This is a genomic window from Streptomyces sp. NPDC005423, from assembly GCF_040606415.1.
Taxonomy (GTDB): Bacteria; Actinomycetota; Actinomycetes; order Streptomycetales; family Streptomycetaceae; genus Streptomyces.
This window is the reverse complement of record NZ_JBEXET010000044.1, coordinates 61,306-71,998: the sequence shown is the minus strand read 5'-3', so window position 1 is coordinate 71,998 and position 10,693 is coordinate 61,306. Positions and strand designations below refer to the sequence as shown.

The window sequence follows — 10,693 nt, the reverse complement described above, 5'->3', positions numbered from 1 at the left end:
GGGCAATTCGGGGCCGGGCGGTCCCCCGGCAAGACCCGGCCGGCCGCGCGCGCCGCGCCGGGTGGCGGCCGGAGCTCGGGCCACGGGAGGTCGACATGGCACTCCCCTTCGATCGCGGCCCGTGCGCGACGGCCGGGCCAGGTGTCTCGTCCGCCCCTCCTTCGGCCCGGGACGGCCGATCGGATGCAGCGCCGACAGGAGGCGGGAGGCAGGAGCCGGAGTCGGAGTCGAGGGGCGGGAGTCGGGAGGCGGGATACATGTACGGGGCATCCGCGCGGGGTCGTCGGCGGTGGCCGGCGCCGGCGGCGCTCCTCCTCGAAATCCCCTCTCATCTGCCTGCGTTTGTCGGCGAGTTGGGGGAAGGCGGACGGAACCACGATGAGTTCGCTCATCGCCTCCAAGAAGGGAAAAACACTGTGCTCGGTATTGTCGCGGCGGTCCTGTTCTTCTTCGCGTTCCTGATCAACGCGGCCGACATCTCGACGAACGACGTGTTCACCTCGACGAACGTCATGCTGATCGGGCTCACGCTGCTGGCCCTGCATGTCGCGGGGGTGGGCAGCGGCTGGTCGACCCGTAGACGCTGAGGTCCCGCGCGGCGCGGCGCCCCTCTGCCATGGGGAAGGCGGAGGGGCGCCGCCGTGCGTCGGAGGCCGGGCCGGGCGTGCCGTACGGCCGTCGGGGACAATGTCCGCATTTCACCCGCATGCGGTGCAACCTTCTCGGTCGGTGAAGGCGAAGACGGGACAGGGCGGCCGGCCGGTGCCGCACCGCCCGGGGGGACGCACCCTTCCCGGCTTCGAAAGGATCCGCCATGAAGCTGAGTGACGATCTTCCGGTCGATCACACGCTCGCCACCGTCTACCGCTACGGCGCCGCCTTCTGCGGTCTGGTCCTGCTGGTCTTCGGCGCGCTCGGGTTCGCCGACCGGCTGAGCCCCTTCACCACCGACGGGCAGCATGTGGCGGGGATGTCGACCAACGGCGTTCTCAGTCTCGTCTCCGTCCTCGTCGGGCTGGTCCTGATCGGTGGCGCGATCGTGGGAGGCAACTTCGCGTCGACGCTCAACATGGTCGTGGGGGCGCTGTTCCTGCTGAGCGGGTTCGTCCACATCTTCATCCTGGACAGGCCCGCCAACGTGCTCGGCTTCGGCATGACCAACGTGATCTTCAGCTTCGTCATGGGGCTCGTCATCCTCACCTTCGGGATGTACGGCCGGGTCTCCGGCAGGCTCTCGCACGACAATCCGTACTGGCGCCGCCGTCACGCCCGCGAGGCGGCCAAGGAGTCGCTCGCCCGCCGCCGAGGTGAGCGAACTCCCGTACCGGGCACCGCGGTTGCCGACCGAGAGGCGCTCGGGTCCTCCTCCACGGCCAGGGAGACGCCCGCCGAGTGAGGCGCGCCGGTGGTCAGGGCAGGCGCAGAACTCGTGTGGTCGCGCTCTCCGTTACCGGCGTCTCGGGGTCAAGTCAGGTGTGCTGTGCGGCCGGTGGGCGTGGCGTGGTCGCCAACGCCCACCGGATCACGGAGGTCAGGGCGGAGCCGAGGGGGTGCACGCACAACTCGTCCGCCACCGCGAGCCGGGGCAGCCGTAGTTCACGCGCGGCCCAACGCGGAAGCAGCGAGACGGCGTTGGCGGCGAGCACACCGTAGGGGAGACGGGCGGCGAGCGGCAGGGGAGGGTTCAGCAGCAGGAAACGCGCGGTGTCGCGCGCCTGCGGAGTCCCCCTCAACTCCGGTCGATACGCGCTCAGTCGCTCGGCCAGCTCGCCGCGGTCGCGCGGTGGATCGGACACCCCGAGGGCGACGGCGACCCGGGCCATGTCCGCCACGTAGCCGTCGCACTCCGCGGGAGTCAGGGGGCGCGCGCCGTAGCGCTGGTGGGCGCGGAGGAAGCTGTCGACCTCGGCGACGTGCACCCAGCCGAGCAGATGCGGATCCGCGGCGTGGTACGGCTCGCCCCGCTCGGTCTCGCCCCGCACCCGCTCGTGGACGGCGCGGACCCGCTCGCAGGCCCGCTCCGCCTGGTCGCTGGGACCGTAGGTCGTCGTGGCCAGGAAGGTGCTGGTCCGCTGCAACCGGCCCCACGGGTCACCCCGGAAGCCGGAGTGCGCGGCCACGGCCGCCATGGCGAGCGGATGCAGGGACTGGAGCAGCAGGGCGGACAGCCCGCCGACGTACATCGAAGCGTCGCCGTGCACACGGCGGACGGGGCGCTCCGGTGCGAACCAGCGGGGGCCGGGCGTGCCGTGGATGCGGGCACGGTTGCCGGGCCCGTCCGGTCCGGCGACGCGGGCGAAGATCGCGGAACCCAGCCGCTCACGCGGGCCGAACCGGTCGAATCCTGTGTGAGTCATGAGCCCGGGCCTCCCGCCACCTGGTCTTCCGTCCTGGTTCGCCACCCCGACCTGGCCCTGAGTGGTCGACGCCGGGGTACTGCCGGGCGCACGGCCCGCCGTCCCCTCGCGGGCGACACGGACGGACACCCCTCACCATTCTGCGCCGTGTCCGTCCGCGGCGGATGCGTGGCGGGTGACGGACTCGCCTTACCTCGACTCGGCGACGCAGCGACTCAGTCTCGGCCGCCGCTCCCGTTTCCGGGGTGGCCGCGACGGCTGTGCGGCACGGTTGGCCGAATCGGTCGAAAGTGCCTATATTGCTGGCACCCCCTGCCGGGTCACACGGCGCCGTGAGCGCCGTGCACGTGCTGTCCGGAACGCGGGCGGCGAACGATCGGTGGAGGTACCGATGCACCCTTTCTCTCCCTTGAACTGGCGCTCCGCGGCGGCCTGCCGCTCCGAGGATCCCGAGCTCTTCTTCCCGCTGGGCGAGGACGGCCTCTCGCGCCGGCAGATCGAGGAGGCCCGGGCGGTCTGCCGACGGTGTCCCGTGATGGGAGCCTGCGGCGCGTGGGCCGTGCGCAACGGCGAACGCGACGGCGTGTGGGGCGGGATGACCGCCGCCGAGCGCCGGACGCTGCGCCGCGGGCGGGTGACCGGGAGCGGGCTCTGAGCGGCTCCGGGCGCCCTGCCGTTGACCGGGAGCGGGCGGTGAGCGGACCCCGGCCCCCTGCCGTACGGGGGCCGGTGGGCAGGGCGGGCCGGGGCATGCCGCATGAGGCACGGGATTCGCGGCACGTCCGTGGCGGCCGCCGCCCTGGCGGCGCCGACGGCGGGGTCAGCCCGGGAAGCGGCCCGTCGAGCGCAGCAGCCAGCGCCGCTCGGCGTAGGCCAGGTCGTCCCGCCAGAGCCGCCCGGCGGTGGCGCGCATGACCGGCCGCAGGAGCGGCGCCATCGAGCGCGCCACGGCGAACCCCCGGCGGTCGGAGGCCGCCACCACGGCCTCCACCACCGCCGTCCGCGGCCTGCCGAGGTGGTCCGAGCCGAGCGGGGTGGCGTGGGTCTCCACGACCGACCCGCGCCCCTCTCCCTCCGTGATGTGCATGACGACCGTGCGCGGTTCGGGGGCGGTGAACACGGCCCGCACCGGCACGACGAGCCGCCCGGCCAGCTTGAAGGAGACGTCGACGGCGAAGGCGTCCTCGGCCTCGACGCTCCCCGGTCCGGGATCGGGTGCGTCGACGACGGTGAGGTCGACGAAGGAGTACGGGTGGAACCAGGCGCCGTGCCACGGGTCCAGCCGGTTGGCGACGACGTCCTCCGGCTCACAGGTCCCGACGCAGGTGTAGACGGCGGAGAGCGCGCCGGCCGGCGCGGGCCTGACCGGCACCACCGGTGCGTCCAGCGGCGCTTCGCCGCCCACGCCGTCCAGCCGCACCCACACGAGTAGCCCGTCGTCGTGCACGGGCAGCGGTTCCCAGCCGGCGAACGGCGTGCCGGTCAGGGCGAGTCCGTGCCAGTGGCACACGAGCGTGCCGCAGCGCACCGGACTGTCCCGCAGCGGCGCGCCCAGGTGCGGGCAGACACCGGCCCCGGCGACGAGCCGGTCCGCGGCGTCGCGCCAGACGACGACCTCCTGCCCGGCGACCGTCCGCGCGAGGGGCCGGTCGGCGGCGACATCACGGGTGGCGCCGACGACGTACCAGTTGCCGGAGGGACGGGCCTGGCTGCGCTTCAGGGCCTGGGCGATGACGGCGGGCCGTGCCTCGCGCCAGGTCGGGCGCTGCTTCTCCCAGGACACGGGACGCCTGCGCAGCGACAACGGGAACCGTCCGCGCGGGACGGGACGAGAGGCGTTCACGCGACCTCCTCGGGGACCTGCTCGGACGACGGCCGGTGACCGCGGGGCGACAACCGCCCCCGGTCCTGGAGCCCGGGCCCCCGGGTACCGGCCGTGCGCGACCCGGCGCGCGCGGCCAGCACCCGCGCCAGGCCGTCCAGGGCCACCGCGGCACGGCGTCTGCGGGGGACGACGGCACGGCGGTGGACCACCGCGTACCCGTCGTCGGCGATGGCGTCGAGGATTCCCCCGTACAGCACGAACGCCGTGCGGATGCAGGGGCGGGAGACCGGGTCGAGCATCGCGAGGCCCGGTGCCGCCTCGCGGTAGACGCCGCGGGTGAGGTGTTCGGCGGCCTTCAGCGCCTCGGTGACGCGCCGGTCGCGCCGGCCGGTCCGTCGGCTCCAGACCAGCAGCTCCCGGTGGGCGCCGTGCGCCGCCAGCAGGTTCGCCGGCAGGTAGACGCGGCCCCGGTCGAGGTCCTCGCCCACGTCCCGCAGGAAGTTGGTCAGCTGGAAGGCGACGCCCAGGGCGGCCGCGTGGGGGGCGGCCTCCTCCCGGGGGACCACGGTGCCGAGGACCGGCAGCATCTGGAGTCCGATGACGGCGGCGGAACCGTGCATGTACCGCCGCAGATCGTCGTAGGTCGGGTAGTCGGTCACGTGCAGGTCGGTGCGCATGGAGGCCATGAAGTCGTTGAAGTGCCGGTGGTCGATGTCGTACCGACGGGCCGTGTCGGCGAGCGCGCGGACCACCGGTTCGGTGCTGTTCGCGTCCCGTAGGCCCCGCTCCAGGGCTGCCTGGAGGCGGCCGAGGTCGGTCGCGCGGCTGTCGGCCGTGGCGGCGGGGTCCGCGGAGTCGACGATGTCGTCCGCCCAGCGGGCGAAGCCGTACAGCGCGTGCACGGCGGGTCTGTGGTGCACCGGCAGCAGACGGGTGGCGAGGAAGTAGGTCTTGCCGTAACGGGAGTTGAGGCCTCGGCAGTGCGTGTACGCCTCGCGCAGCGCCGGGTCGGTGATGCCCGCCGCGTCGAGTTCGCGATCGGTCATGAGGGCGTTCCTTCCGCTACGGACCGCGCCGCGCGCGAACGGCCGGGGGAGTGGGCCGTACCACCGGTGATCCGGGCGGCCGCGAGCTTTCCGGAGAGCAGCACGGTCGGTACGCCGACGCCGGGTGTGGTGCCGCAGCCGGCGAGAACGGCGTTCTCGGTGCCCCGGACGAGGTTGCGCGGGCGGAACGGGCCGGTCTGGGCGAAGGTGTGGGCGGCGGAGAAGGGCGTCCCGGCCGCGTGCCCCTGCGCCTGCCAGTCGGCGGGTGTGACGAGGCACTCCTCCTTGATGGCGGCGCCGAGGCCGTCGAGACCGCGCCGTTCCAGCTCCCGCAGGACGCTGTCGCGGTAGCGCGGCCCCAGATCGGCCCACTCGGCGGCGCCCGGCCCGATGTCGGTGTTCGGGCAGGGCGCGAGGATGTAGTGCAGGTGGTGGCCGGGCGGGGCGAGACCCGGGTCCGTGGCCGTCGGGCGGGTGATGAGCAGCGAGGGGTCGCTCATCAGCTCGCCGGTGCGGGTCAGTTCGTCGAAGGTACGGCTCCACGCCGTGCCGAACGACAGGGTGTGGTGGGCGAGTTCGGGCCAGGTGCGGTCGGTGCCGGCATGCAGGACGACGGCCGACGGCGAGTGCCTGATGCGCACGGGCCGACGGGGCGCGTGGCCCAGGAGGCGGTAGGCGACGGGCAGGTCCGGAGTGAGGACCACGGCGTCGCACGGCACGCGGCCCTCGGCGGTCACGACGGCCGTGACCCGTTCCCCGGAGCGTTCCAGGCGGACGACGTCCTGTCCGAAGCGGAGATCGGCGCCCGCGTCGGCGGCGGCGTCCGCCATGGCCTGGGGTACGGCGTGCATGCCGCCGCGCGGGAAGTACACCCCGGCGACCGTGTCCATGTAGGCGATGACGGCGTAGGCGGCCAGCGCCCGGGCCGGCGGGACGCCCGCGTACAGGGCCTGGAAGGAGAAGACGCGGCGCAGTCGCTCGTCGCGCAGATGGCGGCCGATGCGGGCGTCCAGTCTGCCGAAGCCGCCCAGCGCCGCGAGCCGGGCCAGATCGGGGGTGAGCAGCTGCCACGGGGAGTCGAAGTTGGTGTCGATGAAGTGGCGCATCTGGGTCCGGTAGAGCTGTTCGAGCCAGCCGCGCAGACGCCGGTAGCCGGCGGCCTCGTCCGGGCCGGCGAAGCGCTCGACCTCGGCCTCCATCGCGTCCGGGTCGGTGTGCACGTCGATGCCGCTGCCGTCGGCGAACCGCGCCCGGTAGGCCGGGTGCAGCGGGATCAGCTCCACGCGCGCGCGCAGGCTGTCGCCGACGGCGGCGAAGGCCTCGTCGGCGAGGTCGGGCATCGTCAGCACGGTGGGGCCGGTGTCGATCCGGTAGCCGCCGCGGGTCAGGCGTCCGGCGCGGCCACCGGGCAGGGGGTCGCGTTCGAGGACGGTGACCCTGCGTCCGGCGCCGAGCAGGTGCAGCGCGGCCGAAAGCCCGGAGAGCCCGGCGCCGACGACCACGACATGGTCCGTACGGCCTCGGATCCGCCTCGGCATCCTGGGCGTCGTCGGCCTCGGCGGCGTCCTCATCGGGTGGTCCCTTCGACACGGGTGGCCGGCGGCTGCGGCAGGAGAAAGGACTCGGCGGTGCCGGGCGGGCCCGCGGACCCGCCCATCGTCGGCGGCGCCCCGGCGGCGGAACGCATCAGGTGCAGCAGGCGTCCGCGGCCGTCCGGTACCAGGTCCGCGCCCTCCAGACGGCGCACGCCCTGCGCGACCAGCCGGTCGATCCTGGCCTCGACCGCGGCCCGTGCGCCGGTGGCCACGAGGACGTCCCGCACCTCCGCGAGACCGCTGTCCGGCAGGTCGGCACGGCCGAGCGAGCGCTCCAGCACGTCGAGGGCGTGGCGGTCACCGGCGGTCTCGGCCCGGGCCCGCGCCACGGCGACGAGGTAGGTGGGCTTGCCCGAACGGATGTCGCCGCCCAGGGGTTTGCCGGTGCGTCGCGGGCTGCCGAAGACGTCGTGCAGGTCGTCGCGGAGCTGGAAGGCGAAGCCGACGCACCGCCCGGCCGAACAGAGCGCGGTGGCCGTGGCCTGGTCCGCGCCCGCGAGAACGGCGCCCAGAGCGAGCGGCCGTTCCACGGAGTACAGGGCGCTCTTGAGGCACGCGGTGCGGATCGCCCGGGTCAGGGAGCGGGACGACGTGGCCTGCCCCTGGATGTCGAGGTACTGCCCGGCCACCATCTCCATCCGCATCGCGCTCCAGAGGTGACGCACCCGGCGAGCGGTGCCGGGGGGAAGCGCGGTGCCGGCGAGCAGGTCGTCGGCCCACGCGAGCGCCAGATCCCCGGCGAGGATCGCCGCCGACTCACCGAAGGCCGGGCCGTGCGCGGGGGCAACGGCGCCGGGGTACTGGGCCTCGACATCGGCGTGCAGGGTGGGCCGCCCGCGACGGAGCCGGGAGCCGTCCATCACGTCGTCGTGGACGAGGGCGCAGGTCTGGATGAGTTCCAGGGCGGCGCCGACGCGCAGGGCGGCCTCCGCGTCCCGGGTCCCGCCGCCGCAGGCGCGCAGCGCCCACCAGACGAACTGGGACCGGGTGCGCTTGCCGCCGTCCAGGGTGAAGCGGGCGAGGCGTTCGGCGATGTCGTCGGCGAACGTCTTGTCGAGGGCGGCGGCCCGCGCGGTGCGCTCGGCCAGGAAACGGTCGAGGAGACGCCCCACCGCCGCGGGCACGTCGGCGTCGATCGGTCCGACCGGGCCGCACGCGACACCTTCCCCGTCGGCGCCGACGTCCGGGCTCATGTCCGCGCCGAGGTCAGGGTCGGTGGGGAAGGCGTCGGCCGGGCCGTCGTCTTGGGGGCGCGGTCGCGGGCGCGGGTCGGGGGACGGACCGGCAGGGCCGGGGTGCCGTGGGTGCTCCGCGGTCATGGAGGTCTTGAGGGACGCGGGGGACCGGCCGGGCGGCGCCGCGGCCGCTTGGTGGTCCTTCGCCTTGCTCGGGGGCATCCCGGTTCCTCTCGCCGTGATCGGAGCTGGCCTAGTCATACGCATTCCGCGCCGACGGGGGACTCGGATGCGCCATGCGGTGGAAAGTGCCGCGCCCGTCGTGGGCGGAGGCGACCGCGGAGCGCGGTGGACGCCGGTGCGCGTACCGCGACGCGCACGGTCGATGCGACGAGCCGACCGGGTAACCGATGCACCGTCGATGCAAGTTGCCGCATCGCTTCCCTGTTCCGGATGGTGGGGGTGAAGTGATCGCTCCGAGCGACCGGCGACCCGATGTCCGCGGGCGCCGTAGGACCTCACGCGGTTCGCCCGCCCCGGAGACGGAACGGATACCCCCCTGCACGAGGAGCAGTCATCATGGCGACACCGCAGACCGTCGGGCGGACCCTGGAAGACGTGCGGGACGACGTGCGGGAGACCGTGCGGGACGACGTGCCGCTGTGGGCGCCGGCCGAGGAGTCACTGGCCGACGAGGAGATCGGCGCGGGCTTCGTCGCCGGTCACGAGGGGTGTCTCGCGGCCGCCTACCAGCGGTGGGGCCCGCTGGTGCAGACGCTCGCACGGCGTTCCCTCGGAGACGTACGGGAGGCGGAGGACGTCACCCAGATCGTGTTCCTGGCGGCTTGGCGGGGCCGGGCCGGGTTCGCCCCGGAGCGCGGCCCGATGGCCGCCTGGCTCGTCGGGATCACCCGCCACAAGATCGCCGACGCGCTCTCGGCCAGGACCCGTCGGACCGAACTCGCCGCTGCCGCCGGTTCGTTGATCTCCGTCGATGTCCCCGAGAGCGCCTCCCGGCCGGACGCGGTGCTCGACCGCGTGCTCATCGGCCAAGAGATAGCGAAGCTTCCCCCGCCCCAACGCCGCGTCCTGCACCTGTCGTTCTACGAGGACCTCACCCAGACGCAGATCGCGGAGCTGACCGGCTGGCCGCTCGGGACGGTGAAGAGCCACGCCCGGCGCGGTCTGTACCGGCTCGCCCACTGCCTGCGGGAGGACGAGGCCCACGGGTACGGAGGGTGACTTCACGGCAAAGCGACGCAGATTCGATGCGTACCCCGCTCCTAGCGCGGGCGTCCCGGTTCCCACCGGCTCCGAAGGGGCGCTGACGGCGCGTGGCGCCGTCGCCCGGCGCCGCCGCCCGGGTTCGACTCCGGGCCCGAAGCGGCAAAACCCCGCACGGCCGCGCCCCGGCCCGCATGTCCTGCATCCGGAGGGGCACTTGAGCGGGAATGCTGCCGAGGGCGCGGAAAGGGCCCGCGCGGAAGGAGGACGGCTGGTGCTTGAGGCGGACGTCGCCATCGTGGGCGCGGGGGCAGCGGGACTCACCCTCGCGCACCGGCTGTCCCGCCCCACGCCCGGCCGACGCCGGCCCTCGGTGCTCCTGCTGGACGCCCCGCCCGGGCCCCTGCGGTCGCCGAGCCGTACCTGGTGCTTCTGGGAGTCCGGCCGCGGACGGTACGACGCCGCCGTGACCGCGGCCTGGCACCACCTGCGCGTGCACACACCCCGGGGCCGGGCGATCGAGGACGACATCGCACCGCTGCGGTACAAGATGCTCCGCTCGGACGACTTCGAGGCGTTGATCGGGCACGACCTCGCGCGGAGCGAGCGGGTGCGGCGGGTCGAGGCGGCCGTGGAGACCGTGGAGGGCGTCACCGGCGGCGCGCACGTCCACGCCCGCGCCGCCGGCGGACGGCCGCTGGTGGTACGCGCCCGCTGGGTCTTCGACTCGCGCCCGCTCGGCAGCCTCCCGGCGGCCCGCACCACCCTCCTTCAGCACTTCCACGGCTGGTTCGTCCGCTCCGAGCGGCCGGTCTTCGACGCCGACACGGTCGAACTCATGGACTTCCGTACGCCGCAGCCCGCACGGGGTCTCTCGTTCGGCTACGTCCTGCCCACCGGCCCGCGCCAGGCACTCGTGGAGTACACCGAGTTCTCCCGGGAGCCGCTCTCCCGCACGGGCTACGAGGCCGCGCTGCGCCACTACACCGAGGACGTGCTCCGCCTCGGTGACCTCGACGTCGTCTCCACCGAGACCGGCGTCATCCCCATGACCGACGCCCCCTTCGCCCGGCAGGTGGCACCGTCGGTCTTCCGGATCGGCGCGGCGGGCGGCGCCACCCGGCCCTCGACGGGCTACACCTTCGCCGCCGTACAGCGCCAGACCGAGGCCGTCGCGAGCGCCCTGCTGTCGGGACGCCGCCCGCTGCCGCCGCCCGCCCATTCCGCACGCTCCCGCGCCATGGACGCCGTCATGCTGCGCGCCCTCGACAGCGGCAGGGTCGACGGCGCCGCCTTCTTCGGCCGCCTTTTCACACGGGTGCCGATGGAACGGCTGCTGCGCTTCCTCGACGGCCGCACCGGTCTCGTCGAGGATCTCTCCGTGGGGATGCACGCCCCGGTGCTGCCGATGCTCCGCTCCGCCGTGGAGCTGCCCCGGCTGCCCCGCCGCCCTTTTCCCCGTCCGTGACCG

The 10,693-nt window shown here is 74.3% G+C and carries 10 protein-coding genes; 5 read left to right on the top strand and 5 right to left on the bottom strand.

Annotated features, from left to right (window positions below; translation table 11 throughout):
* Window positions 1-416: 416 nt before the first annotated feature.
* Complete coding sequence (locus ABZT12_RS32480) at window positions 417-587, top strand: hypothetical protein (RefSeq protein ID WP_356391224.1); 171 nt, start codon at window positions 417-419, stop codon at window positions 585-587.
* A gap of 227 nt (window positions 588-814) precedes the next feature.
* Window positions 815-1,396: a DUF4383 domain-containing protein gene (locus tag ABZT12_RS32475; RefSeq protein WP_356391222.1), complete on the top strand. Its 582-nt coding sequence runs from the start codon at window positions 815-817 to the stop codon at window positions 1,394-1,396.
* A 73-nt stretch (window positions 1,397-1,469) separates the two neighbouring features.
* Here the strand turns inward: ABZT12_RS32475 and ABZT12_RS32470 are convergent, their stop codons facing one another.
* Window positions 1,470-2,357, bottom strand: a complete 888-nt coding sequence (locus ABZT12_RS32470) for an oxygenase MpaB family protein (protein ID WP_356391220.1) — start codon at window positions 2,355-2,357, stop codon at window positions 1,470-1,472.
* 409 nt (window positions 2,358-2,766) lie between these two features.
* Here ABZT12_RS32470 and ABZT12_RS32465 point away from each other — a divergent pair, with 409 nt between their 5' ends.
* Window positions 2,767-3,012, top strand: a complete 246-nt coding sequence (locus ABZT12_RS32465) for a WhiB family transcriptional regulator (protein ID WP_356391228.1) — start codon at window positions 2,767-2,769, stop codon at window positions 3,010-3,012.
* 165 nt (window positions 3,013-3,177) lie between these two features.
* Here the strand turns inward: ABZT12_RS32465 and ABZT12_RS32460 are convergent, their stop codons facing one another.
* Genes ABZT12_RS32460 through ABZT12_RS32445 form a run of 4 tightly spaced genes read right to left on the bottom strand, consistent with a single transcriptional unit; the run spans window position 3,178 to window position 8,220 of the window.
* Window positions 3,178-4,200 (bottom strand): DUF5914 domain-containing protein, encoded by a 1,023-nt coding sequence (locus tag ABZT12_RS32460; protein WP_356391218.1) that lies wholly within the window; start codon window positions 4,198-4,200, stop codon window positions 3,178-3,180.
* Window positions 4,197-5,228 (bottom strand): phytoene/squalene synthase family protein, encoded by a 1,032-nt coding sequence (locus ABZT12_RS32455; RefSeq protein ID WP_356391216.1) that lies wholly within the window; start codon window positions 5,226-5,228, stop codon window positions 4,197-4,199. Before ABZT12_RS32455 ends, ABZT12_RS32460 begins: the two co-directional genes overlap by 4 nt.
* Window positions 5,225-6,766, bottom strand: a complete 1,542-nt coding sequence (locus ABZT12_RS32450; protein ID WP_356391214.1) for a phytoene desaturase — start codon at window positions 6,764-6,766, stop codon at window positions 5,225-5,227. The genes ABZT12_RS32455 and ABZT12_RS32450 overlap by 4 nt, the downstream gene beginning before the upstream one ends.
* A gap of 29 nt (window positions 6,767-6,795) precedes the next feature.
* Complete coding sequence (locus ABZT12_RS32445) at window positions 6,796-8,220, bottom strand: polyprenyl synthetase family protein (protein ID WP_356391212.1); 1,425 nt, start codon at window positions 8,218-8,220, stop codon at window positions 6,796-6,798.
* 357 nt (window positions 8,221-8,577) lie between these two features.
* On the opposite strand from ABZT12_RS32445, the gene ABZT12_RS32440 reads away from it, so the two are divergent.
* Entirely contained in the window at window positions 8,578-9,240 is a 663-nt protein-coding gene (locus ABZT12_RS32440; protein WP_356391210.1) for a sigma-70 family RNA polymerase sigma factor, read from the top strand.
* Between the two features lie 256 nt (window positions 9,241-9,496).
* Window positions 9,497-10,690 (top strand): lycopene cyclase family protein, encoded by a 1,194-nt coding sequence (locus tag ABZT12_RS32435; RefSeq protein ID WP_356391208.1) that lies wholly within the window; start codon window positions 9,497-9,499, stop codon window positions 10,688-10,690.
* The last annotated feature ends 3 nt before the right edge of the window (window positions 10,691-10,693 follow it).